Here is a 24,797-nt window from a genome sequence, read left to right on the forward strand (position 1 = left end):
TTACTTAGTAACACTCACCTTGTATTAACTTGTGATTTAAGTATAGCACAAGTAGGTTGTTTTGTAAACCCTTACGAATAACTTTTTTTACTTTATTTGAGCATATTTTTATCAAAAAATAAAACCGTAAACAAAATTAGAAAACAAGTGTTTATAGCGCAGAAAATTTCATCTCAATTCAAAAACAAGTGTACTAATAACTCTATATTTTTTTGAAAGCTCCAAACCAAAATCCATTATTCCTAATAAACAACTCATCACCAAAAGCTCTAGTATGTTTTGAACCGATTTCTAATTTTACAAGACGCATAGGAGCCAATAATTCAATTAACTCACTTTCTGTATAAACTCTTTCTAACATTGAATCTAGTTTTCTACGTATATAACCTTTTTCTAGTAAAGAATTATCCGGAATTGCGTCTCGGAAAATTCCATCTTTCCGTGGACAATAAAAATAATACATTCCTCCTGTTTTCAACATCCTTTTTACCTCTGAAAAATAGTTCTGTCTATCTTTTTCATCCACTATAAATGTAATCGCAGACATTATATCAAATATAGAATCGAAATGGTTGTCAGGAAAATCTAAACCTTTACCTACATCTGTCTGTGTTATATGACAATTAAATTGTGGAAATGACTTAGTCAATAATCGTTTTGCACTATCAGCGGCCTCTTTTGTTAAATCTACACCACAATAAGTATCCGCATAATGATTTTCAATTAAATAGTAAAGATTCCTTCCAAAACCACAACCAACTTCTAATACCCTACACTCATCGTTTTGAGTAACGATTTGATTTCTCAAAGAAAAAATCTTTTGAACTGCATCATTAGGAACTAAGCGTGTCTCTGTTTTTGATGATTGGGCGTGTAATTCTTCCCATTTCTTGTGATTATCTTCATTTAAAACAAATGTATCCATTGAACTCTCCATATCTCATTATCGTTTCTACATGATGAAATCCAGCACTCTTTAACATTTCTTTATTTTCAGCGTGAGTATGGTTAATCATAACTCCCTCCAAGCTCAATTGCTTAGATAGAATTTCTTCTGGACTAAATCCATGTTCTTGCTTGAATTTAATATAATTGGAAACTATCAACTTATTTACCTTCGAATCTGTCATGATTTCTTTCTCAAATAGAATAAACGCTCCACCTTCAACTAAAGATTCATATATTTTTGATAAAATCTTTATTCTCTTGTCTGGGAGAATAAACTGAAGGAAATAATAGCTAATAATTAAATCGCTGGGTTCTAACCTGGCTTCCTCCACGGAGCTTGTTATAAATTCAAGCTCAGGAAATTTTGATTGTGCCACCTGATTCATTTCTGGAATTTCTTCTATCCCGATAAAACGAACTTCTTTTTTAGACTTATGACGCTGATATAATTTACCAATCAGATTACCCGTTGCAGAGCCTAGCTCATAACATAAGGAATGGTCACGAATAAAAAAATCGCTTAGATGACAAACAAGGTTATGTCCTTCATCATATAAAGGAATAGATTGTCTAACATGCTCATCAAAATGTTGAGCTACACCATTACCAAAACTCCATTGTGTTCCATTTTGAATAACAATATCATTTCCAACTTCCATAGACTACTCCTCTTCTCCCTTGACTTTCCAGTTTACTAATACCAATGCTAACACAACCATCGAACCCCCAAGAACCAAATTCAATGTAAACGGCTCATGTAAGCCCATAATAGAAAAGATAGTTGAAAATACTGGAACTAAAAACAAGAAACTGCTAGCTACTGTTGCTCCCCTTTGTCCTAGACTATAAAACCACAGTCCAAACGAACCAACAGATGCAGGAATAATTAACCATATAAACCAAACCCAGCCCCAAAATCCTAAATTTAGAAAGTTATAACTTTCATGCACAGGTATTGAGAATAAGTAAAGGAATACCCCACCTAATAACAATTGCCAAGCTGTAAATATCCATGGACCGTTATCAAAAGGAATTTTCTTGGCGACAACTGTATTGATTGACCAACAAAATGAACCGAGTAAAGCAAACAAAGCACCTAAACTAAACGCAGATACATCTAGTCCAATACAAGTAACAACTCCAGCCACACCTAATATTAAGGCACTTATCTTCTGAATAGTCAATGTATCTTTTAACAAAAAATGTGCTAAGAAAGCTAACCAAAGAGGATTCGTAAATAAGATAATGGAAGACATAGATGACGACACATCATGAGCTAGGGCAAGATTAAGAAATCCCATGGTTCCAGCTGTCTGTAAGAGCCCGATAGTCACAACCAATATAAACCCCTTTATCTTGCTACCTTGACTTTTAGGAATGATCGTCCCTCCCTTGCAAAATAAAAACGATAATACTAACATCACTAACCCAGCAATAATAAATCGAACACCCCCAAGTAATAATGGAGGAGTCTTTTCAACTACTATAAGATATTTCCCAGTTGGAAAAGACGACCCCATAAAAAGTGTGGTAAGTAATATAGAAATCAAAAAAATAAAATTTGAACCTCGTTTCATTTATTTCGCCTTCTTTCAAAAGATATTGATGATATTTTTTGTCTTTTATTCTACTCTTTTAAAAATGAATGTCAAGAGATTTATCAAAAAATTCCAAGATTATTTTTTTAAACTCCTATGTATTGAGAAAAAAACAAAAAAAGACTATACTGGTAATTGTGGATAATGATTATCTTTTTATATGGAGGTACAAACATGCGATTGTCATCAGGTTGGGAACAGTCAGTCTATGTCTTACTCATGTTAGATCAGCTCCCTGAAGGAAAATATATCAATACAATTTCCTTGAGTGAACGGCTAGAAGTTTCAGATTCTTATTTGAAAAAAATTATAAAACTATTAGACAACGAAGGATTGGTTAAATCCGTTAGAGGGAAAAATGGAGGCGTTGCTCTTTCTAAACCCCTCAGCCAAATCACCTTTTACGATGTATTTGTAGCTATAGAAGGAAAAAATCGAATCTTTGAAAGTCAAAATCTTCTAAAAAAATTCTTAGGCAACGAGGAAAGTAAAAAGGCTAAAAGATGCGTCGTAACCAACTCTCTTGATATTATTGAAAACACTTTAGTTGCAACCCTGACTTCTATTACACTCAGCCAGGTAGCCCATCAATCTGAGATTAACTATGATTTAACCGATATCAGAAATTGGGTCAATAAATGCCAAAACTAGCTGGAGAAAAAATTCTTCAGCTAGTTTTTATAAATCCTTGACAAATAATTTTACAAGGACTATACTATATTTGAAGATATAATCTATCTTCTATATCTTCAATAATGATATTTCATTGCATACTTTTGGATAGCTAAAGAAAGAAGGTTCTTATGAAAGTTATTTTAGCTACTGACCAAGATAGTTTCCAACTGAAAGAAACCGTCAAACACTATCTGCTTCATTCTGGTTATGAAGTAATTGACTTCAACTCTACACAAGGCTCTGCGGATTTCGTTGATTCTACTGTCAATGCTATTACAGAGTTTAGAAAATATAAGCAAGCTCGTGCTATTCTTTTTGACAAGTTTGGGCATTCTTTTATGCCTGCTAATAAGTTTAAAGGTATTATCTGCGCCGCTGTTTCCGATGAACACTCTGCCATGATGACTATTCGACACAATTCTACTCCAATCATTACAATTGGTTCTGGAATTACAGGTGCTATTTTAGCAGTTGAAATAGTCAAAGCCTTTCTTGAGCACAACTATGATTCTGGTCGTCACCAAGTTCGCATTGATATGCTGAACAAGCTCTGCTAGGAGGTATTCCCATGAAAATTGCTCTCGGTTGTGATCACATTGTAACAGATGTGAAGATGAAGATTTCAAAACACCTAAAAGAACAAGGTCATGAAATCATTGATGTTGGTACTTATGATTTCGTCCGTACTCACTATCCTATTTATGGTCGCTTAATTGCAGAGGAGGTCGTCAATGGACGGGCTGACTTTGGAGTCGCCCTTTGCGGTACAGGTGTTGGAATTGCTGTATCTGCTGATAAAGTTCCTAGAACTCGAGTTGTACTTGTCGGAGATGTTGCGACTGCTCGTTCCGCTCGTGAAAATCTCAATGCTAATATTGTTGCTTTCGGTGGTGCAATCCTAGGTATCAATTTCATTAACAACATTGTAGATGAATTTATCAATACCAAGTACAAACCAAGTCCTGAAAAAGAGGAATTGATTGCGAAAATTGATAAACTATCTGAAGTGAGCCCAGATGTAGCTGCCAATGATCATATCTTCGATGAAGAGAATGCCAAGTGGAATCGTGGAGAATATCACGATTAACTTGCATTCCCTCTGATATATTTTATCTAACCTTGAGGATAACTAACTCAAGGTTGTTTTTATTTCATCAAAAAAAGTCTAGAGATATTTCTATCCCTAGACTGAAGTTTTTTTCACAATTTGAGTGCTACACACGTTCTTTCCATGAAGTTGCTGTTGTTTGAAGAACTTTGTTGAGTTCGTCAATGTTTTCAAATCCAGTTGTGCGAAGCCATTCGCGAGCTGCTGCTTCACCATCTTTGATGTAAGCTTCAACTGATCCAGCCCATGTAGCACGGCCACAAAGAACTCCGTTAAAGTTTGCACCTGATTCATGAGCAAATACAAGAGTATCTTGGAAGAGTTTAGCTGATACACCAGCACTCAAGTAGATGTATGGCAAGTTAGTTGCTTCATCTTGAGCTTTGAAGAAGGCTGCTGCTTCTTCACGTGTATAAACCACTTCACCTTCAGCGAAGCCTTCAACATATTTAATGTTAACAGGAACTTCTACTTTCAAGACATCAATGTTGAAACGTGGGTCTGAGAAGACTTTCATAGCACCAATAACTTTGTGTGGTTTTACTTTCGCATATTCTACAGAACCTGCATCAGCAATTTTTTCATCGTAAGCAAGGATTTCAAGGAAGAATGGGATATCTTCAGCCACACATTCAGAACCGATGCGTTCGATGTAAGCTTGTTTTTCTTGGTTGAGTTCGTCTGAGCTATCTACGTCATAGTAAAGCAAGAATTTAACTGCATCTGCACCTTCTTCTTTAATACGTTTTGCAGACCAAACATCCAAGCAGTCTGGCAAACGTTTTGTACTTGTTGTGTCATAGCCTGTTTTTTCATAAGCAAGGAGAAGACCAGCATTTTCATCAAGAGCTTTAGTCGCTGGAAGTCCATATTCAGGGTCAAGAAGCATAGATGAAGCGTATTTAGTCAATTCATCTGCTACCAAGACCTTAAGTTCTTCCATTTGAGCCACTGTTGGTTCTTCTGTTTGGTGTTGAGCCATAAGGCGTTTCAAAGCACCACGTTGGTCAAATGCAAGAGCTGAGATGATTCCTTTTTCATCAGAAAGTTTTTCTAAGCGTGCACGTTTTTGTTCTGTTAAAGCCATTTTATACCTCTTTTACTATTAATTGATCATATAGAGCTTGATAGTTGGCCATGTTAACATGACCAGTCATTTTTTCTTGAGCATTGAGCATACCAAGGACATTTGCCTTGATGAGTAATTCTGCATCCGATTCTTTATGAAGAAGTCCTGAAGAAATCCCTGCCACAGTAGAATCTCCAGATCCAACAGGATTGACTACCTGAATTCTAGGAATATCTACCTTGTAGAAAGTGTCGCCATGTTTGGCAAAGGCACCGTTGGCACCAAGTGAAACGATAATCCATTCAATACCTGCAAACAAAGGTTCTTGAAGGACTTCTTTTAATTCATCCAAGTCCTCAGAAACTTCTCTTCCTAGAAGTTGAGACAATTCCTCATTATTTGGTTTGATGACTGTTGGTTTATGTAGTGATTCAAGAACCGCCTGAAGTGCTGCACCAGAGCAGTCCAAGACAATAGGTTTTCCAGCATCATTTGTAATTTTTACAAGTTGAGCATAGTAGTCAACCGGAAGGCCAGCTGGCAGACTACCTGAGATAGCTACTACTTCAACTGACTCCAGAAGATTTTTGAAATGTTCCAAAAAGTCTTGACCTTCTTGTTCCAATACTACAGGACCTTTTTCAAGAACTTCTGTTTGATTGTCTCCGTGAAGAATAGCGATACAGTTACGAGTTTCTCCCTGAATAGAAAAGAAATCTTTCTTTACTTGATCATCGATATTTTCAACCAAAAACTCACCAAGTTTGCCACCCACTAAACCAGTAGCAAGAACAGAATCCCCAAATTCTGAAAGTACTCGGGTAACATTGAGTCCCTTACCACCAGCAGTTTTGGTTACATCCACCACACGATTGACAGTATCAATCTTTAACTCATCCAAGGGATAGGAAATATCAATGGATGGGTTCATTGTGACTGTTAAAATCATAGGTCACCTCTTAGTCGTGGTATTCTCCGCGATCCCATTTTTCAAGGAATTCAGTGAAGAAGTTTGCGTCTGTTTGTTGAGCATTGTGACTCTCAACGTGTTCAATTTTCGCAATCAATTTTTTGTTTTCTTCAGTTGGTTTGTATTCAGCATGGATGAAAGCTTCGATGATATCACACATGAGCAATTCACCAGTAATTTTACCACCAAAACCAATAACGTTAGCGTTCAATTGTTCTTTAGCATAAAGAGCTGTTGTCATATCACGAACCAAGGCAGAACGGACACCAGGAACTTTATTTACAGCGTTGTTGATACCAACACCAGTACCACAGATACATACCCCAAGATCAGCTTGACCGCTAGTTACAGCTTCACCAACTTTTTTACCAAAGATTGGGTAGTGAGTACGTGTATGGTCATATGTACCAAAGTCAATGACTTCATATCCTTTTGATTTCAAAAATTCTGAAACCGCCATTTTTTCATCTGTTACGATGTGGTCACATCCAATTGCAATTCTCATTTTTAACTTACCTTTCTTACTGTAATCTAATTAGCACATTTTGTTCAACATATCAACACGAATCTGGTGACGTCCACCGTCGTATTTACCGTTAACAAATCCTTTAGCAATGTTTTTAGCCAATTCATTACCAACAAGTTGTGCACCCATAGTGATCATACGTGAGTTGTTGTGGCCACGAGTCATATAAGCTGAACGTTCGTCAGATACTTCTGCAGCAACCATTCCTTTGATCTTAGTTGCGACCATAAATGAACCAGCTCCATAAGCATCAATCACGATACCAAGGTTTTGTTCTTCTTTGTTTACTTCTGCAGCAACAGCAAGAGTCACATCAACAAAGTCTTGACCTTCAGCTGTAACATCCACAACGTGGAAGTTTTCTTTTTCCAAGAAGTCTTTCACAACTTCTTTCAATCTCAAACCTGCAGCATCTGCACCGATAACAATAGACATATTGTATACTCCTTTTTATTTTTCTAGGCTAGTAAAGACTTTTATGGTTAGCAGTTTACCTACAAAAAGTTTTCTAGCAGTTTATTGACAAATTGGATTGAACGAGATGAATGACACCTTATTCAAGTTTAGGAAATCAGTTTCCTAGAAATAATTTTTCTCCACGAAAGAGAATATAACAAGTGATTGTTTGTTTGTTACAAACATCATTTGTTGCTTACAAACATAATATACTCCTATTTTATGAAAAAGTCAACAGTTAGTGTTTGTTTTTGTGTTTTTTAACTAAAAAATTTCGATGTCAAAACCAATTTGATCCACTTGACCAGGTTCTAGGAGACGAACATTCTTCTTATCTTCTAGATGATCTCCTTCTTCACGGGATGTTGACAAGCCAGACCATGGTTCAAAAGCAACGAAAGGACCTTTATTCAAAGTTGACCAGATAATGAGATTTGGAAACTCTGCAAAGTGCACTTTCAACCCTTTATCATGTTTACGAGAACGAAGGGCAATTGTTCTAGATTGTAATTCATCTAAGGTAACTGCGTCTGTACTGAAAAGATCATAACTAAGATCTAATTCCTTTTGCCCCTCTAGCCATGGACTTCTATCTTGGAAATCCAACATGCCTGTTTCTGGGAAAGGACGTGGAACAGAGCAAGTCTCTTCTTTCTCAAACTCTAAATAGTAATCTTCGTAGACTTCATCATCCACTAAGGGACAATTAAATCCTGGATGTCCACCAATAAAGTAAGGCATGACCTTACTAGTTTCTTTATTGAAAATTTTGTATTGAGTCCGTACTGTCTTTCCTGTAAGGATATAAGTGATTTCTAGTCGGAAATGATAAGGATAGTTTTGATAGCTATTCTCATCGTCCTCAATTGCAAAAGTTACACTCTTGTCTGTCTGTTCGACTAATTCAAATTCTTTCTTACGAACCAAACCATGACGAGGAATCTTTCCTTTGCTTTCTTGCCCCTTCTCATCTATATAGAAGGCTGTATCCTCTCTCAATGAACCACAAATGGGGAAGAGAACAGGAGATTGTCCACTCCAATAAGTAGCATCTCCTTGCCACAAATACTCAAGACCTTCAGCATTTTTTATAGAAGAAAGAGCCCCACCAAAACTGTTAAATTGAACTTTTAATTGTTCTGATTTTAATTCAATTACCATTATTTTCTCCGATTTCTTGATAGTTTATAAAAAACTAGGCTGTCACTCCTAATGGTATGACAACCTAGTTTCAACAATTTACACTCTACGAAAATCCAATTCAAACTTCGTCAGCGTCGCCTTGCCGTAGATATGGTCACTGACTTCGTCAGTCTTATCTACAACCTCAAAACTGTATTTTGAGCAACCTGCGACTAGCTTCCTAGTTTGCTCTTTGATTTTCATTGAGTTTACATTTTATAGGAGCGTATTATTTTGCTTTTGCTGCGTATTCTTCGTTACGTTTGATCATTTGTTTTCTGTACCATGCAAAGATACCGATATAGAATACAAGGAAGACTACAGCACCAAGGATTGCTTTGATATCACCTGTTGTAGTGTTACCAATTGTCCAACCAAGAAGTTTTTCGATTGGTCCTTCAAGAGTTGAGTGAGTAATCAATTGAGTTTGGCTCACACCTGCTGGGAAGGCACCTACACCTTTAGCAAGTTCTGTTGCAAATGGTGCAATAAGTGTACCTGAAAGAAGGAAGAGTGGCAACAAGAGTGTTCCGAAAATAATCATACGGAGCAATTTACCACGTGTTACAACCAAGAGAGCTGGAGTAACACCCATAGCGATGATACCTGCAAGTGGCAAGATACCATTTCCGACTTTTGAAAGAAGTACTGCTTCAACCAACATGATTGGTGCAAGTACGTTAGCACAAGCCCAAATTTCAGCACGACCAGCGATGAAAGGCCAGTCAAGACCGATGTTGAATTTACGTCCTTGAAGACGTTTAGTAGCAACGTTTGTAATACCTTGTGAAAGTGGTTCTACGGCAGCGATGAACCATGAACCGATAAGTGAGAAGAGTTCCAAAGATACACCGGCAGTCAAACCAAGAGACAACCATCCTCTGATAACAAGACGCCATTTATCTGCATCTGCAACACCTTCAATTGGATGTGGAGTTCCCATAATACCGATAACAATACCAAGAATGAAACCGATGAAGAATTTAGAACCCCAGAAACCGATTTTCTTGTTCAATTTTGCAGCATCAAAGTCATATTTATCAAGACCTGGGAAGAATTTTTCAAAAATCTTATCCAAAACCATGATAACTGGATTCATCATGTAGTTCATGTGAGTTGATGTCATTGGTGATGAACTTGGTGCGTTAAGAAGGTCATCAAATGTAGGTTTCATCAAGTCAGAGTTGATAATCTTCAACACACCAACAAGTACGATAGCTGCTGTAGCAATCAAGAGTGAAACCCCTTGGCTCACACCGTTGTTGTCTGCATACCATTTAATCAAAAGACCTGTGATAGACAAGTGCCAGATATCAAAGATATCAACGTCAAGTGTATCAGTTTTCTTCATAGCAAGCATCACTACGTTGACAATCAACATGATGAGCAAGAAGTAAAGTGTCCAAGCAGATCCCCAAGTGATTGTTGCAAGTGGTGCCCAACCAACGTCAGTGATACTCAATTGGATACCAGTGTTTTCAACGAATTTTGCAAGTGATGCTGAGAAAGCACCATTTAGCATACCGATGATAGCTCCGATACCTGTAAGAGCGATGGCAAGTTTGATACCACCTTCAAGCGCTTTGGAGAATTTCACTCCAAAAAGTAAAGCCAATACTGTCAAAATGATTAACATGATGACAGGTCCACCCATATCTAAGATAGGTGTGAAAAATTCTTTGATTAGGCCAAAGATTGCATCCATAACAGTTCCTCCCTTTTTTATGTTATATGAATGTTAACAAATTTGAATTAGCTTAACCCGTGCTCTTTGATAGCTGCTTCAATATTGTCAAATACTGGAGCACTCATTGCTGGGATACGGAATAAGATTGGTCCAGCTTCGATAACTGGAATACCTGGATCAAAACCAAGGTCTGTCGCAGCAATTGGTGTAAAGATGTCATAACCTTTGATAAGGTCTTCATTAACGTCTTTGACCATTACCGCATCACAGTGAACATCAAAACCGCGATTTGAAAGTTCTTCTTCAAGAGCACTTTTAATTTGGTGGCTTGAGTTAACACCTGCACCGCAGGCAGCAAGAATTTTAATCATATGGATTTCCTCCGATTTAATATTTTTAATTGACAAGATTAAGCGGTTGCTTCAGAGATATAATCGTAGAGGGCTTCTGGTTCAGAAATTTTAGCCAAATCTTCCAAATGGCCATTTCCTGTAAAGAAGTCCATTAACTGAGCAAGAATGTTGGTTTGACTTGAACTTGAGTTATTAATGATAAAGAAGAGCAAGGATACCTCTACTTCCTTATCTGGTGCAATCATATTATGGAAAGTCACTGGTTTTTCTAATCGAACGACCACAACTTTTTCAGCTAGATTATGAACAATATCTGTATGAGGAATAGCCACATTCGGCAAATCCTTACCCAAAAATTCCATATCTAAGCCAGTTGGAAATGACTTTTCACGCGTGATCAAGGCTTCACGATAGGTTGGAGTTACGATTTCTCGTTCTTCCAATAAAGTTGCAACCTGATCAAAGAGATGTTCTTGATTATCCGCTTCTAAGCAAAACACAAGGTTTTTGTCAAAGAAATGATCTAATCCCATAAGGTTTTCCCTTCTTTCCATTAACTTTATGCTATAAGTATAACACTATATGAAATCGTTGTCAATAATTTTCTGTTCTTTTTTGTCTCTTTTTTTATACTTTTGTTGTTTTTATGGTTTGTTGAGCCGAAACAAACATAGAAATAAACAATTCAAACATTTTTTCTGTTCTAGAAATAAAAAAGCAGACTATTTAAGCCTGCTTTACGATTGATTCTTATATAAATTTCCTATGAAGAAGGAAAAGCAATTATGACAACTTATTCTTCATCCATACTCAAGACGCTGAGAAAGGCTTCTTGCGGAACTTCTACTGAGCCGATAGCTTTCATACGTTTCTTACCAGCTTTTTGTTTTTCAAGGAGTTTACGTTTACGAGAAACGTCACCACCGTAACATTTAGCAAGTACGTTCTTCCGAAGAGCCTTGATATCAGTACGAGCCACAATCTTGTGTCCAATAGCTGCTTGAATTGGTACCTCAAATTGTTGGCGAGGGATGATTTTCTTGAGCTTATCAACGATGAGTTTCCCACGTTCATAGGCAAAGTCCTTGTGAACGATAAAGCTGAGGGCATCCACCTTGTCTCCGTTGAGAAGGATATCCATTTTCACCAGCTTAGACGGACGGTACTCTGACAATTCGTAGTCAAAGCTTGCATAACCACGAGTTGAAGACTTAAGTTTATCAAAGAAGTCAAAGACGATTTCAGCCAGTGGAATTTGATAGATAACATTAACACGGTTATCATCAATATAGTCCATGGTCACAAAGTCACCACGCTTGCGCTGAGCTAATTCCATCACTGCTCCGACAAACTCCTGTGGTACCATGATTTGCGCCTTAACATAAGGCTCTTCAATGGTTGCAATCTTAGTTGGGTCTGGGAACTCAGATGGGTTAGAGACGTCCATAGACTCACCATCGGTCAAATTAACTTTGTAAATAACAGACGGAGCTGTCATGATGAGGTCGATGTTGAACTCACGTTCCAAACGTTCCTGGATAACATCCATATGGAGAAGTCCAAGGAAACCACAACGGAAACCAAATCCAAGTGCCTGAGATGTTTCTGGTTCAAATTGGAGACTAGCATCATTCAGTTGCAATTTTTCAAGGGCTTCACGTAGGTCATTATACTTGTTTGACTCAATTGGGTAGAGACCCGCAAAAACCATAGGATTCATCTGCTTGTAACCATGTAAGGGCTCAGCCGCAGGATTAGTTGCCAAGGTAACGGTATCACCCACACGAGTGTCCTGAACTGTCTTGATAGATGCAGCGATATATCCAACGTCACCAGTCGCAAGGAAATTACGACCAACTGCTTTGGGTGTAAAAATACCGACTTCGGTCACATCAAAGGTCTTGCCATTGCTCATGAGCTGAATCTTATCGCCAGGTTTAACCACCCCATCCATGACACGCACTTGGAGAATAACCCCACGGTAAGCATCGTAAACAGAGTCGAAAATCAAGGCCTTAAGTGGCGCCGTCACATCACCCGTTGGTGCTGGCACTTTTTCCACGATTTGCTCAAGGATTTCCTCGATACCAATACCAGCCTTAGCAGAAGCCAATACTGCTTCGCTGGCATCCAAACCAATGACATCTTCAATCTCTGTACGTACGCGCTCAGGATCTGCAGCTGGCAGGTCAATTTTATTAATGACTGGCATGATTTCCAAATCATTGTCCAAGGCCAGATAAACGTTGGCAAGGGTTTGAGCCTCAATTCCTTGAGCAGCATCAACCACCAAAATCGCTCCCTCACAGGCAGCTAGCGAACGTGAAACTTCATAGGTAAAGTCAACGTGCCCTGGTGTGTCGATCAAGTGGAAAATATAAGTTTCCCCATCTTTTGCAGTGTAATTCAACTCGATGGCATTGAGTTTAATGGTAATCCCACGTTCTCGCTCTAAATCCATGCTATCCAAAAGTTGGGCCTGCATTTCACGACTGGATACTGTCTCTGTTTTTTCCAAAATGCGGTCTGCTAGAGTCGACTTTCCATGGTCAATATGGGCGATAATAGAGAAGTTTCGGATCTTCTCCTGTCGTTGTTTCAATTCTTCTAAGTTCATGATTCTCTTCCTTTCAGGGTATCTATTTATTATAAATTGTTTTTGACATTTTGACAAGACCATACCCTGCTAGGAGTACTAATCTTCAGCGACAAAGCCATCATTTTCGATAAAGTGGTGTTCTGTCATCCCTTGGTTTGTAAAGACAATCCCATGAAGGACACCACCATAAACAGCTCCTCCATCCATTCCAATCTTGCCATCTTCTGTAGTCCAAAGCTCAGCAGTACCACGCTCTTGCTTTAACAAGCCATAAACTGGTGTGTGACCAAAGACAATGGTTTTTCCAGTATGATTTTCTGCTTCGTGGAATGGTTTTCTAAGCCAGACTTTTTTATAATCTGTAGTTTCATGCCAGTCGTCCAAGGTCAAATCAATACCTGCATGAACAAAGATATACTTGTCTGTCTCTACCACAAACGGCATTTGATGAATAAATTCGACCAAGTCTGCCGCTTCAGTAGCAACACGCTTGGCATCCTCAACTCCATCAACTGGTGCATCCAAGGGACGACCTAGAATAGAGTTAATAGTTGTATCTCCACCATTACGACGATAGTGGTCATAACTTTCTTCTGGGTCATCTAGCCATGTCAAAAACATATACTCGTGGTTTCCTGACAAACAGATAGCCCCTTGATTGTCCACCAAGTCCTTAACCATTTCTAGAACACGGCGACTATCTTCACCGCGGTCAATCAAGTCCCCTAGAAAGAGCAACTGGGTCTGACCATCCCAAGTTTTGAGAAGGTCTTCTAGCATCCCAGCTTTTCCGTGAACATCTCCAATTACATAATAGTCTGTCATCTTATTTCTCCCTGTTTCTCAACAATTCTCTGGCTTGCGTCAGGGCTGCTTCCGTCACATCATCACCTGCCAACATCTTAGCAACTTCTTCCACTCGCTCTTCAACCGTCAAAAGACGAACAGTCGAAACCGTTGAATGCTCATTACTAATCTTCTCAATAAAGAATTGATAATCTGCAATCGCAATCACTTGTGGCAAATGGGAAATAGCCAGAACCTGACCATGCTGGCCAATCTTGTGAATCTTCTGTGCAATAGCCTGAGCTACACGGCCTGAAACTCCTGTATCCACCTCATCAAAGACTATGCTGGTCTTGCCTTCTTTACGTGAAAAGGCAGACTTAATAGCTAGCATGAGACGAGATAATTCCCCACCAGACGCAACCTTGACCAAGGGTTTAAAGTCTTCGCCAGGGTTGGTTGAAATGTAAAACTCGACCATTTCATTGCCCTCACGACTGAATTTGCCCTTGCTAAAACGAACCTGAAACTGGGCTTTTTCCATATAGAGGTCTTGCAGCTCTTGTTTAATCTCTGCTTCTAGCTGCTGAGCCAAGTCATGACGAGCAGATGCAAGCTGGCCTGCCAAATCAACAAGATTGACTTCCAATTTCTTGAGCTCGGTTTCCATGTCCTCAGAAGAAAGATTATTGCCTGTCAAAAGATTGTATTCTTCCGTAATCTTGGCAAAATAAAGCAAGACATCGTCTACAGTCCCACCATACTTACGGGTAATAGTATGAAGGAGATCCAAACGATTCTCAACCTGCATGAGACGATTGCCGTCAAAATCAAGGTCCTCAATGATAGCTTCCAAACGTTTGCTAATGTCTTCTAAAACATAGTAGGTCTCAGACAGAGAGCTTGAAATTTCACGGTATTCAGGGTCGTACTCTTCGACACTTTCCATGTCATTCATGGCTGAACGAACATTGGCCAGACTTGAAAAGTCTGCATTGTCCAACATACTGTAGGCATTGGTCAGTGTATCCGCAATATTTTTATGGTTGAGGAGTTTCTCTCGCTCTTGGTTAAGAGCCAAGTCTTCACCTGCTTGCAAGTTGGCTGCCTCAATCTCTGCCATTTGAAATTCCAACATTTCGATACGTGCCTTGTGTTCCTGTTGGTTTTTCTTGACTTCCAGAACCTGCTTGCGCATTTTTCGATAGGCATCAAAACTCGTTTGATAGGTTTCTTTTAAGTCCCAAAAGGCTGCATCGCCAAATTCATCCAACATCTGGATATGCAGTTGGGGACGCATTAACTCCTCTTGGTCATGTTGACCATGAATATCCACAAGATGTTGCCCAATAGCACGCAATACAGACAGATTTACCATCTGACCATTCACGCGACTAATACTCCGACCATTTTGCAAGATTTCCCGACGGATGATAATTTCATCCCCCATTTCCAAACCTTGCTCATCAAAAATTTCCTGTAAAAGGCGACTATTCTCAACTGAGAAAAGCCCCTCAATCTCTGCCTTTGGCGCACCATGACGAATAACATCTGTCGTCGCACGAGCTCCCAACATCATATTCATGGCATCAATGATAATCGACTTCCCTGCACCCGTTTCACCAGTCAAGACAGTCATCCCCTTTTCAAAATTGAGGGAAATAGCCTCAATAATGGCAAAGTTTTTTATCGAAATTTCAAGTAACATATAGACCTACCAATTTTTTACTTGTTCAAAGATTTCCTCAGCTAGACTTTCACTTCTGGCAATGACTAAAATCGAGCTATCATCAGCTAAACAGCTAAAAATCTTATCCGCAAAAGTCTCGGTTAACTGAGCTTTTACAAAAGCTGTATTTCCTGGGATAACTTGGAGATTGATCATCTTATCCATCAATTCAGCTGACTCAATATTATCCTCAGCCAGTTGCAAACTTTTCACGATTGATTTTGGCAATTCATAGACATAGGTATTATTTCTCAAAGGAATTTTGACAATACCTAGTTCTTTGATATCTCGTGATACCGTCGCTTGAGTGGCAGTGATACCTGCTTCTTTCAAATGTTCTACAATTTCTTCTTGCGTGCCGATTTGATAATCTGTCACAAATCGTCTAATTTTTTCAAGTCTCTCTTTTTTATTCATTTTTAAATTGACTATGCGCCCTCTCTACTACTTCTTCAATCTTAGCAAGAACCTGGTTACTTGCTGACTCTTCTTTTTTCAAATACGCTAAAAATTCAATATTTCCATGCCCACCTTGAATGGGAGAAAAGTCCAAACCAAGGACTGAAAAGCCTTCCTCTACTGCCATGGTTGTGACAGATTCAAGGACATTCTGGTGCACCTTAGCATCTCGAATAATTCCATTTTTTCCAATCTGCTCACGTCCTGCTTCAAACTGGGGCTTAACCAGAGCCACAACCTGACCCTGATTAGCCAACACACGGTGCAAGGCTGGAAGGATCAAACTGAGGGAAATGAAACTCACATCAATACTGGCAAAGCTCGGTTCCTTTTCGAAATCAGTCTTTTCAGCATAGCGGAAATTAAACTGTTCCATGCTGACAACCCGTGGGTCTTGGCGTAATTTCCAAGCCAACTGATTGGTACCAACATCAACTGCAAAAACTAACTCAGCACCATTTTGCAGCATAACATCGGTAAAGCCACCAGTAGAGGCCCCGATATCAATCGTGGTCGCACCATCCACTGACAAATCAAAGACCTGCAAGGCCTTTTCCAGTTTCAAGCCACCACGGCTAACATATTTGAGTTTTTCACCCTTGAGTTTTAGCTCAGTGTCATCTGGAATTTTCTCTCCTGGTTTATCAAACCGTTCTCCATTAAGGACTGCTACGACTAGACCAGCCATGACACCGCGCTTGGCTTGTTCTCGCGTTTCAAACAAACCCTGTTTATAAGCTAGTACATCCACTCTTTCCTTAGCCATTGATTCTCAAACTTTCTACTACACATACAATCGATTCTGTTTCAAAGGGAATCTGCTGGGCAATTTCTTCTAATTTGGCATTAGCTTGATCCAAAGTCTGGTTGCAAAAGGCAATAGCCTCTTCCAAGCCTAACAAGGCTGGATAGGTTGACTTTTCAGCCTGCAAATCCTTTTGTGGTGTCTTGCCGATTTCCTCAAAACTAGCTGTCACATCCAATACATCATCTCGAACTTGAAAAGCAAGCCCAATCAATTCACCAACAGTTTTCAGCTTTGCCTGCATTTCAGGTGCCAATTCAGCTATGATGGCAGCTGCTTGGAAGGGATAAGCTAGTAATTTTCCAGTCTTATTAGCATGGATGGTCTGGAGTTCTTCCAAAGACAAGTGCTGGTGTTCACCCTCCATGTCCAAAACCTGCCCTGCCACCATACCCAGACTACCTGAAGCAAAGGATAAGTTAGCAATCAAGTCCACCTTGATCTGACTTGGCAAATCTGCCTGCGCTATCAAGGCATACGGATCTAGGAATAAAGCATCTCCAGCCAAAATTGCCATAGCTTCACCAAATTTCTTGTGATTAGTCAAACGTCCCCGACGGTAATCATCATCATCCATAGCTGGAAGATCATCGTGAATCAAGCTCCCTGTATGAATCATCTCCAAGGCAGCGGCCACCTGCGCGTGAGCAGGTTTAATAGCAACCCGCAAGGCTTCCAGAACTTCTAACAATAGAAAAGGCCGAATACGCTTGCCACCAGCATGAATGGAATAGAGAACAGACTCTCGCAAACTAGAGGCAAACTGCTGGTCTCCATAAAAGTCTTCCAAAGCCGACTCGACAAGAGCTAATTTTTCTTGCTTCTTCATTCAAAATCACTTTCTGTTCCGTCTTCTTGCATGACCTTAACCAAGGTCTTTTCAGCCTTGTCCAGCGTCGCTTGGAGCTCTTTTGACAAGACCATGCCCTTTTGAAAGGCAGCAATCGCATCTTCCAGAGCAATTTCACCATTTTCCAAACTTTGGACAATGGTCTCCAGTTCTGCTAGATTTTCCTCAAATTTCTTTTGTTTTGACATCTTTAACCTCTAATTCTACTTGACCATCTCGCATCAAAAGCGTCACTTGGTCTTTTTTCTTCAAATTTTCAACCGAATCTACAACGAACTCTTCTTTTTTGACAATTGCATAGCCACGTGCCACGATTCTACTGGTATCCAACATCAACAAGGCTTCTGAAAGTCGCTTCACTTCAGCAACCTTGGCATCATAAACCAGCGCCATTTGGCTACGGAGAAGCTTGTCCAACTGACCTAGACGGTCTTGATAGCGTTGGATTTTAGTAACGGGTGATAATTGTACCAGTCGATGCGTCCTTGCTTGTACTATCTGTTTGTTATTAGAAATCCGTGTTCGCAAACTTTGTTTTAGGCGCAGTTGCAGTTGATCCAAGCGTTGCAAATAGCCATCATACAAGCGCTCTGGCTGTCTAAAGATGACTGACTGACTGCATTTTTTCAAAGCTTCTTGTTTCTTCGATAGGACATTTCGGACTGCTGTTGCCATCCGTTTTTCCTGATTTTGCAAATGAGCCAATACATCCAACTTGGTCACAGGTGTTGCTAGTTCAGCTGCCGCCGTTGGCGTTGCAGCTCGTCGATCTGCCACAAAATCTGCCAAGGTAACATCCGTCTCATGCCCCACACTAGAAATAACTGGCAAACGAGACTCAAAAATAGCTCGTACCACAATTTCCTCGTTAAAAGCCCAGAGATCCTCAATGGAACCTCCACCACGACCAATAATGAGCAAGTCCAAATCGTCCCGTTGATTTGCACGCGCAATATTTCGAGCAATTTCCTCCGCAGAACCCTCCCCTTGCACCTTGGTTGGATAGAGGAGGATATCGACACCAGGAAAACGTCTGCTGACTGTCGTAATAATATCTCGAATAACGGCTCCACTACGGCTGGTCACTACACCAATTCTCTTAGAAAACTGGGGCAGAGGTTGCTTGAAGCGTTCTTGAAACAGGCCTTCTTCTGTCAATTTTTTCTTGAGTTGTTCAAACTGAATCGCAAGCGCACCAACCCCATCGGGCTCTGCCTTTTCAATGATGATGGAGTAGCTACCACTTGGTTCATAGACCTGCACACGCCCAATCACATTGATTTTCATCCCTTCTTCCAGGTCAAAACCTAATTTCTGATAAATCCCAGACCAGATGGTCGCTTGAATAACTGCATGGTCATCCTTTAGGGAGAAATATTGGTGGGTAGGTCGTTTACGAAAGTTGGAAACTTGACCAGTTAAATAGACCCGTTCCAAATAAGGGTCTTTATCGAATTTCATTTTCAGATACTTGGTCAAAGTTGTTACCGATAAATACTTTTCCATCTCCACCTACTATTCATTTTCTTGCTCTTTCATGGGTATTATTATACCAAAAATATGCCTAAAAATCTCCATTTATGTACCATTATGAGAGAAAAATAGAAAAAGGAGGCAAGGCCTCCACATCTGATTATTTGCTGTTTCGAGCTTCTTCCAAAATCTTTGCAATCTTGGTCGTCAACAGGTCAATAGCAACTGTATTGCTGACTCCCTCAGGAATGACGATATCAGCATAACGTTTGGTCGGCTCGATAAACTGATGGTACATGGGCTTGACCACACCTAAATACTGGTCAATAACGCTATCAAGACTACGGCCACGCTCCTCCATATCACGCTTGATACGACGAATAATGCGCACATCATCATCCGTATCCACAAAAATCTTGATATCCATCAAATCGCGCAGACGCTTGTCCTCCAAAACAAGAATCCCCTCAACAATAAAAACATCTTGAGGTTCTTGGCGATAGGTTTTGCTGCTTCGTGTATGCTCTGTATAGTCATAAGTCGGAATATCCACTGGACGACCCGCCAACAATTCCTTAATCTGCTCGATCATCAAGTCTGTATCAAAGGCAAAAGGATGGTCATAGTTAGTTTTGATACGCTCTTCAAAGGTCAAGTGAGACTGATCCTTGTAGTATGAATCATGCTCAATCATGGAAATCTTTTCATCAGGAAAATGCGATAAAATGGCTCTTGAAACACTGGTCTTACCACCACCAGAACCACCTGTCACTCCGATAATGATTGGTCTATTTTGCATGCTATCCTCCGTTTTTTTATCCGTCGTCTATTCTATCATATTTTTTGCAAAATTTATAGTCTAGTTTTGGATAGTCTAGGGGAAGAATTCAAATCCTACACTCTAATTATACTAGTTAAAAACCTTTCGTGGCTTATAGAGATTATCCCGTTTTTCTAGAATGGCTAGCAATTTGTCATCTTCAAAGGCAGCTAATTCTTGTTCTGTTTGGTCGAGCTCGATAAAACGACCAAAGCGTACTTCTGTAGCCTCTTCTTGAGTTAGGAAAACTTTGACAAGGTCGCCTGTCCCAATCTCTAGAGGATAGAGAAAGTCCAATTGACCAGCCTCCACTTTTTCAGCAATTTCTTCCAAGGTAAGAGCATCTTCTAGTTGCAAACCAGCTGCACTAATACGAGTTAACTGAGACATATGGGCAGCATAGCCAAGTTTTTCTCCTAAGTCAACCGACAAGGTACGGATATAAGTACCCTTGCTACATTTCACACGAAAAGTAAAGCGTGCAAGATGACCCTCATAAGAAATCGGACTTGTCCGTTCAAATTGATAAATGGTTACCTGACGTTCTGGGCGCTCTACTTCCTGTCCAGCACGCGCATACTCATAGAGCTTACGACCATTGACCTTGACAGCCGAATACATAGGTGGAATCTGAGTAATAGGCCCCGTCAAGCTAGCAATCGCTCCATCGACAAGTTTTTCATCCAAGTGAGACAAAACAGGTGTCTCTGAGACCACTTCCCCACTGGCATCCTCAGTCGTCGTTGAATAGCCCAGAGTGATTTCCCCCTCATAGACCTTGCCCTCATCCTGCATGAACTCGACCATGCGTGTCGCCTTCCCAACTGCAATCGGCAAAACACCCACCACATCCGGATCCAAGGTCCCACCATGACCAATCTTCTTAGTTCCCAAAATCTTACGCAGTTTAAAAACCGCATCATGCGAGGTCATCCCCGCTTCTTTTTTTAAGTTAATAATACCGTTCATTTTTGCTTTCTACTCCCCCTTCAGAGCTTCAAATTTCGCTTTCATGGTTGGATTTTTACGGGTCAATTTTTTGACCGAAACATCTTCCAATTTATTGTTTGCGAGGCGAAGTTGATTCTCAGATGTGGTTAGGAATTTCTTAACCTCTTCCATGCGTTTGATGGCCTTGTCGATTTCATCGATAGCTTTGCCAAAGTTGGTCGAAGCTGAATTATAGTTTTTAGCAAAAGCTAACTTAAAGGCATCCAAGTCTTCCTCAAAATGTGTGATATCAATATTTTGCTCCCGAACCAAGGCCAATTCTTGTTTGTATTTTAGGGAATTAAGCGCCGCATTTCGCAAGAGTCCAATCAACTGGATAAAGAATTGAGGACGAACCACATACATCTTCTCATACTCGTGACTCACATCAACAATCCCCGTGTTAAAATAGTCGTTATCAGCCTCAAGCATTGTCACCAAAACCGCATACTCACAGTTCTTCTCCCGACGGTCCTTGTCCAATTCCTTGTAAAAATCTGCATTCTTGTGCTTCTTCTCTGTTCCGTCCGCTTCATTTTTCATTTCAAACATGATGGAAATAATTTCGACCCCATTTTCATCACATTCACGGAAGATAAAGTCCCCCTTAGACCCACGCGCAGAAACCTTGTTATCCTTCTCAAAGTAGGCATTTGGAAAGGCAAAACTGCGGACCTTGTTAAACTCACTCTCTGCATAGTGTTCCAGACTTTCGCCAATTGCCTTGGTAGATTGTTGAGCCTTGAAATTCTTGTAAAATTCGACTTGTTCACTGGCTGCTTTAAGCTGGGCTTCGTAGTTTTGCTTAACAGAAGCCAAAGATAACTCATTTTCTTTTTCTTGCAAGAGGAGTTGATTTTTGACCTGATCTCGTTCTTTTTCTAGGTCAGAGAGGGTCTTTTGCAGTTGATTTTCATGTTCCAAACGTAAGGTAGCCAATTGGTTTTCCAAGGACTGTACTTCCTTGTCCTTAGCCAAGAGAGCCTGATGGCTTGTCTGTTCAACCTCTTTCTTGGCCAATTCTTTCTCTGTATCAAAGTTTTGGATTTGATTCTGTAATTGAGCAATTTCTTTGTCTTTTTGAGCCAATTTAGACTGTTGTTCATTCATGGCCTTTTGCTCAGCCAAGGCCAGTTCCTGCTTCATCCGATCGTGCAATTCCTTATCAAACTCTGCTGTTCTCACTTGGGACAAAAGTTCGGCATACTGACTTTCATTTACTGTAAAGACTTCCCCACAGTTGGGGCATTTGATTTCGTTCATATCGTTCCTCTTTCTAGGCTTCTTTATCCATTATATCATGCCTGAGGGAAAATCAAAAACAGCGAGTCGAAACCCACTGTTTATCTTCTTTTACTTTAAATTTTCTCCAAGGCCAATCGCAAGTCTTCAATCAAATCCTCTACATTTTCAAGTCCGATAGACAAGCGGATTTGGTTTGGTGTGACTCCTGCTGCTTCTAGGTCTTTTTCTGACAATTGACCGTGAGTGGTTGTAGCTGGATGAACAACAAGCGATTTAGCATCTGCTACATTTGCTAGGTCAGAGAAGATTTCTAAATGATCAATTACCTTGCGTGCTTCTGCCTCCCCACCTTTGACATGGAAGGTAAAGATTGAGCCCACACCTTTTGGCAAGTATTTCTCAGCCAAGGCATGATAAGGACTATCAGCAAGTTTTGGATAGTTGACTTTTTCTACCTTAGGATGATTTACAAGAAAATCAACAATTTTCTCTGCATTTTGCACATGGCGTTCCACACGAAGAGAAAGGGTTTCCAGTCCTTGGAGTAACAAGAAGGCATTAAATGGTGACAAGGCTGCACCTGTATCACGGAGCAATTGAACACGAACAGCTATAATAAAAGCTGCTGCACCCACATCACGAGTATAGCTCAAATTGTGGTAGCTTGGGTCTTCCTCAACAAATTGAGGAAATTTCCCTGAAGCCTCCCAGTCAAAACGACCACTATCGACAATAACGCCACCAATAGTCGTACCATGCCCACCAATAAATTTAGTCGCAGAGTGAATGGCAATATCAACACCGTGAGAAAAGACGTTAATCAAATAAGGTGTAGCAAAGGTATTGTCAGAAACAAGAGGAATCTGATGCTTATGAGCAATCTCAGCCAATTTTTCCAAATCTGGAATATTAATCAAGGGGTTACCCAAGGTTTCAATCAGAACAAGCTTGGTATTGTCATTAATAGCTGCTTCCACTTCCTCCAAATTATCAACATCAACAAAGGTTGTTGTGATACCATAGCGAGGAAGAGTTTCTTTCAAAAGATTGAAGGTTCCACCGTAAATAGTCGAAGCAGCTACAACATGGTCACCAGCATGGGCAAGCGCCAAAATCGTATAAGTCACTGCAGCCATACCTGATGCGGTTGCAAGAGCTCCGACACCACCTTCGAGAGCTGCAATTCTTTCTTCAAAAGCAGCCGTTGTAGGATTTGTAATACGAGTATAGATATTACCTGGTTTTCTCAAGGCAAACAAATCGGCACCTTCCTGCGTGTCATCAAAAACAAAGGATGTTGTTTGATAAATCGGCACTGCACGAGACTTGGTAGCTGGATCCACAACTTGACCAGCATGTAGTTGCAAGGTTTCAAATTTAAAATCACGAGTCATAAGGCGACCTCCATATAGTTTCATTAAGGATATTGTAGCACTATCGACCTATCTTGACTAATACCTCTTTTTTATATTTTGATATAATGAGTGGCTATTACTTCTTACAAAAACGAAAAAAGCACGACTCAATCGTGCTCATTTTCTTAATCTACATAAGTATCTTCGTTTTTATTGAGGAAGGCGTATGGAAGACCCATCAAGAGGCCTCCTCCGATAAAGTTTCCGATGAAGGTTACACCCCAGTGGCGAAGCATATTCCCAACACCGAAGTTAGCAATTGAATCAGCAGCAACACTGAATTTCACAATAGCGAAAGAAGCAAAATTCGCCGCAATGTGCTCGTTTGTTAAGAATACAAACATGTAAATAGCTGACAACACAAGCCAAAGTTTGGCACCACCATCTTTGACCAAAACAAATGAAAGAATCGCAATATTTACGAAAATATTTGCCAAAATCGCCTCAAGCAAGATTAATTCATTTGAACGGCCCAACTTCATCTCAACAACCCCTGAGATGAAACTATCGTGTGTCAGATGTGCATAAGCTGCTGAGTGGGCAAAGCCCCAACCTGCTATCAAGGCCCCAATAAGGTTGAACAAGGTACAGTAAAGTAAAATCTCAGCTGTTTTTCTCCAAGAGATTTTTTTCAAGAAACTACCAGCAGTCAAAAACATCATGTTTGATGTTACCAACTCGGCATTCAAGAAAACAATGTAGGCCAATCCCCAAGCAAAGACAAATGGGAAGAGGAAGCGTCCACTACCTGGTGCAATTTTATTAATCAAGTCAGCCCCAACTGCACCAGCAGCTGTACTGAAAGTTAAGAATGCACCTGCGAACATAGAACGAATCGCATACTTAAATTTGCTTTGACTATAAAGACTTTCCTTCTTCTTGCAAGCAAATTCAATCTTTGAGATAAATTCTGAAGAAACCATAATAAACTCCTAAAAATTTTTTACCTGATAATTATATCACAAACTTTAGAATTAAGGAAGCGTTTTCTGTGTTTCATAAAAGTTTATTTTTATGAAAATCTTAAAAAATCAGTGAAATCCTGGATTTCACT

Annotated in this window: 28 protein-coding genes; 3 read left to right on the plus strand and 25 right to left on the minus strand. The window is 39.9% G+C overall.

Translation table 11 applies throughout. The features are described 5' to 3' along the window. Positions 1 to 202 precede the first annotated feature (202 nt). From B7695_RS02235 to B7695_RS02245, 3 genes are read right to left on the minus strand one after another with little or no spacing between them, the layout of a single operon-like run. Entirely contained in the window at positions 203 to 925 is a 723-nt protein-coding gene (locus B7695_RS02235; protein ID WP_033683558.1) for a class I SAM-dependent methyltransferase, read from the minus strand. Further along, positions 903 to 1,607, minus strand: coding sequence for a methyltransferase domain-containing protein (locus tag B7695_RS02240; protein ID WP_192855710.1), 705 nt, complete (start codon positions 1,605 to 1,607; stop codon positions 903 to 905). Before B7695_RS02240 ends, B7695_RS02235 begins: the two co-directional genes overlap by 23 nt. Before the next feature lie 3 nt (positions 1,608 to 1,610). Beyond that, positions 1,611 to 2,525 carry a DMT family transporter gene (locus tag B7695_RS02245; protein ID WP_084889528.1) on the minus strand — a complete coding sequence of 305 codons (915 nt, stop codon included), beginning with the start codon at positions 2,523 to 2,525 and terminating at the stop codon, positions 1,611 to 1,613. Positions 2,526 to 2,720: 195 nt separating this feature from the next. Between B7695_RS02245 and B7695_RS02250 the strand changes: the two genes are divergently transcribed. The 3 genes from B7695_RS02250 (at position 2,721) to lacB (B7695_RS02260) (ending at position 4,308) form a co-directional block, all read left to right on the plus strand. Next, positions 2,721 to 3,197 carry an RrF2 family transcriptional regulator gene (locus tag B7695_RS02250; RefSeq protein ID WP_001239965.1) on the plus strand — a complete coding sequence of 159 codons (477 nt, stop codon included), beginning with the start codon at positions 2,721 to 2,723 and terminating at the stop codon, positions 3,195 to 3,197. Positions 3,198 to 3,349: 152 nt separating this feature from the next. Then, positions 3,350 to 3,778 carry a galactose-6-phosphate isomerase subunit LacA gene (gene lacA, locus B7695_RS02255; RefSeq protein ID WP_084889529.1) on the plus strand — a complete coding sequence of 143 codons (429 nt, stop codon included), beginning with the start codon at positions 3,350 to 3,352 and terminating at the stop codon, positions 3,776 to 3,778. Between the two features lie 11 nt (positions 3,779 to 3,789). Then, on the plus strand, positions 3,790 to 4,308 hold the full coding sequence (gene lacB, locus B7695_RS02260; RefSeq protein WP_084889530.1) for a galactose-6-phosphate isomerase subunit LacB: 519 nt from the start codon (positions 3,790 to 3,792) through the stop codon (positions 4,306 to 4,308). Positions 4,309 to 4,435: 127 nt separating this feature from the next. Here lacB (B7695_RS02260) and lacD read toward each other — a convergent pair whose 3' ends face one another. The 22 genes from lacD to B7695_RS02370 all read right to left on the minus strand — a co-directional run bounded on the left by lacD (position 4,436) and on the right by B7695_RS02370 (position 24,666). Further along, complete coding sequence (lacD, locus tag B7695_RS02265; protein WP_084889531.1) at positions 4,436 to 5,416, minus strand: tagatose-bisphosphate aldolase; 981 nt, start codon at positions 5,414 to 5,416, stop codon at positions 4,436 to 4,438. A gap of 1 nt (position 5,417) precedes the next feature. Beyond that, positions 5,418 to 6,347: a tagatose-6-phosphate kinase gene (locus B7695_RS02270; RefSeq protein WP_084889532.1), complete on the minus strand. Its 930-nt coding sequence runs from the start codon at positions 6,345 to 6,347 to the stop codon at positions 5,418 to 5,420. 10 nt (positions 6,348 to 6,357) lie between these two features. After that, positions 6,358 to 6,873: a galactose-6-phosphate isomerase subunit LacB gene (gene lacB / locus B7695_RS02275; protein ID WP_001216918.1), complete on the minus strand. Its 516-nt coding sequence runs from the start codon at positions 6,871 to 6,873 to the stop codon at positions 6,358 to 6,360. 30 nt (positions 6,874 to 6,903) lie between these two features. Continuing rightward, positions 6,904 to 7,329, minus strand: coding sequence for a galactose-6-phosphate isomerase subunit LacA (lacA, locus tag B7695_RS02280; protein WP_084889533.1), 426 nt, complete (start codon positions 7,327 to 7,329; stop codon positions 6,904 to 6,906). 285 nt (positions 7,330 to 7,614) lie between these two features. Further along, complete coding sequence (locus B7695_RS02285; protein ID WP_084889534.1) at positions 7,615 to 8,511, minus strand: aldose 1-epimerase family protein; 897 nt, start codon at positions 8,509 to 8,511, stop codon at positions 7,615 to 7,617. Between the two features lie 78 nt (positions 8,512 to 8,589). After that, on the minus strand, positions 8,590 to 8,736 hold the full coding sequence (locus tag B7695_RS11345; protein ID WP_084889535.1) for a chlorohydrolase: 147 nt from the start codon (positions 8,734 to 8,736) through the stop codon (positions 8,590 to 8,592). Between the two features lie 25 nt (positions 8,737 to 8,761). Then, positions 8,762 to 10,237 carry a PTS galactitol transporter subunit IIC gene (locus B7695_RS02295; RefSeq protein ID WP_084889536.1) on the minus strand — a complete coding sequence of 492 codons (1,476 nt, stop codon included), beginning with the start codon at positions 10,235 to 10,237 and terminating at the stop codon, positions 8,762 to 8,764. A gap of 47 nt (positions 10,238 to 10,284) precedes the next feature. Then, on the minus strand, positions 10,285 to 10,590 hold the full coding sequence (locus B7695_RS02300; RefSeq protein WP_000590547.1) for a PTS sugar transporter subunit IIB: 306 nt from the start codon (positions 10,588 to 10,590) through the stop codon (positions 10,285 to 10,287). Between the two features lie 38 nt (positions 10,591 to 10,628). Further along, positions 10,629 to 11,105 carry a PTS sugar transporter subunit IIA gene (locus B7695_RS02305; RefSeq protein WP_192855711.1) on the minus strand — a complete coding sequence of 159 codons (477 nt, stop codon included), beginning with the start codon at positions 11,103 to 11,105 and terminating at the stop codon, positions 10,629 to 10,631. 260 nt (positions 11,106 to 11,365) lie between these two features. Next, positions 11,366 to 13,189 (minus strand): translation elongation factor 4, encoded by a 1,824-nt coding sequence (gene lepA, locus B7695_RS02310; RefSeq protein WP_084889538.1) that lies wholly within the window; start codon positions 13,187 to 13,189, stop codon positions 11,366 to 11,368. A 78-nt stretch (positions 13,190 to 13,267) separates the two neighbouring features. Next, positions 13,268 to 13,996, minus strand: a complete 729-nt coding sequence (locus B7695_RS02315; RefSeq protein WP_084889539.1) for a metallophosphoesterase family protein — start codon at positions 13,994 to 13,996, stop codon at positions 13,268 to 13,270. Position 13,997: 1 nt separating this feature from the next. Next, complete coding sequence (gene recN, locus B7695_RS02320; protein WP_084889540.1) at positions 13,998 to 15,665, minus strand: DNA repair protein RecN; 1,668 nt, start codon at positions 15,663 to 15,665, stop codon at positions 13,998 to 14,000. Positions 15,666 to 15,671: 6 nt separating this feature from the next. Further along, positions 15,672 to 16,103 (minus strand): arginine repressor, encoded by a 432-nt coding sequence (locus B7695_RS02325; RefSeq protein WP_084889541.1) that lies wholly within the window; start codon positions 16,101 to 16,103, stop codon positions 15,672 to 15,674. Beyond that, positions 16,096 to 16,911 carry a TlyA family RNA methyltransferase gene (locus B7695_RS02330; RefSeq protein ID WP_084889542.1) on the minus strand — a complete coding sequence of 272 codons (816 nt, stop codon included), beginning with the start codon at positions 16,909 to 16,911 and terminating at the stop codon, positions 16,096 to 16,098. The genes B7695_RS02325 and B7695_RS02330 overlap by 8 nt, the downstream gene beginning before the upstream one ends. Continuing rightward, positions 16,904 to 17,779, minus strand: coding sequence for a polyprenyl synthetase family protein (locus B7695_RS02335; RefSeq protein ID WP_084889543.1), 876 nt, complete (start codon positions 17,777 to 17,779; stop codon positions 16,904 to 16,906). The genes B7695_RS02330 and B7695_RS02335 overlap by 8 nt, the downstream gene beginning before the upstream one ends. Further along, entirely contained in the window at positions 17,776 to 17,988 is a 213-nt protein-coding gene (locus B7695_RS02340; protein ID WP_000043226.1) for an exodeoxyribonuclease VII small subunit, read from the minus strand. The genes B7695_RS02335 and B7695_RS02340 overlap by 4 nt, the downstream gene beginning before the upstream one ends. Further along, positions 17,966 to 19,306, minus strand: a complete 1,341-nt coding sequence (gene xseA, locus B7695_RS02345) for an exodeoxyribonuclease VII large subunit (protein WP_084889544.1) — start codon at positions 19,304 to 19,306, stop codon at positions 17,966 to 17,968. Before xseA ends, B7695_RS02340 begins: the two co-directional genes overlap by 23 nt. 127 nt (positions 19,307 to 19,433) lie before the next feature. After that, a complete protein-coding gene (gene udk / locus B7695_RS02350) occupies positions 19,434 to 20,072 on the minus strand; it encodes a uridine kinase (protein ID WP_001181365.1) in 639 nt (212 codons plus the stop codon). A 111-nt stretch (positions 20,073 to 20,183) separates the two neighbouring features. Continuing rightward, positions 20,184 to 21,062, minus strand: coding sequence for a tRNA pseudouridine(55) synthase TruB (truB, locus tag B7695_RS02355; protein ID WP_084889545.1), 879 nt, complete (start codon positions 21,060 to 21,062; stop codon positions 20,184 to 20,186). A gap of 9 nt (positions 21,063 to 21,071) precedes the next feature. Further along, a complete protein-coding gene (locus tag B7695_RS02360) occupies positions 21,072 to 22,346 on the minus strand; it encodes a DUF2130 domain-containing protein (protein WP_084889546.1) in 1,275 nt (424 codons plus the stop codon). 95 nt (positions 22,347 to 22,441) lie between these two features. Continuing rightward, the gene (locus tag B7695_RS02365; protein WP_084889547.1) at positions 22,442 to 23,722 is read right to left on the minus strand and encodes an O-acetylhomoserine aminocarboxypropyltransferase/cysteine synthase family protein; all 1,281 of its coding nucleotides are present in this window, start codon (positions 23,720 to 23,722) and stop codon (positions 22,442 to 22,444) included. Between the two features lie 146 nt (positions 23,723 to 23,868). After that, positions 23,869 to 24,666, minus strand: a complete 798-nt coding sequence (locus tag B7695_RS02370) for a formate/nitrite transporter family protein (protein ID WP_000254773.1) — start codon at positions 24,664 to 24,666, stop codon at positions 23,869 to 23,871. Positions 24,667 to 24,797: the final 131 nt, after the last annotated feature.

Origin of the sequence: Streptococcus mitis (genome assembly GCF_002096845.1) — a bacterium.
Lineage (GTDB): Bacteria > Bacillota > Bacilli > Lactobacillales > Streptococcaceae > Streptococcus > Streptococcus mitis_A.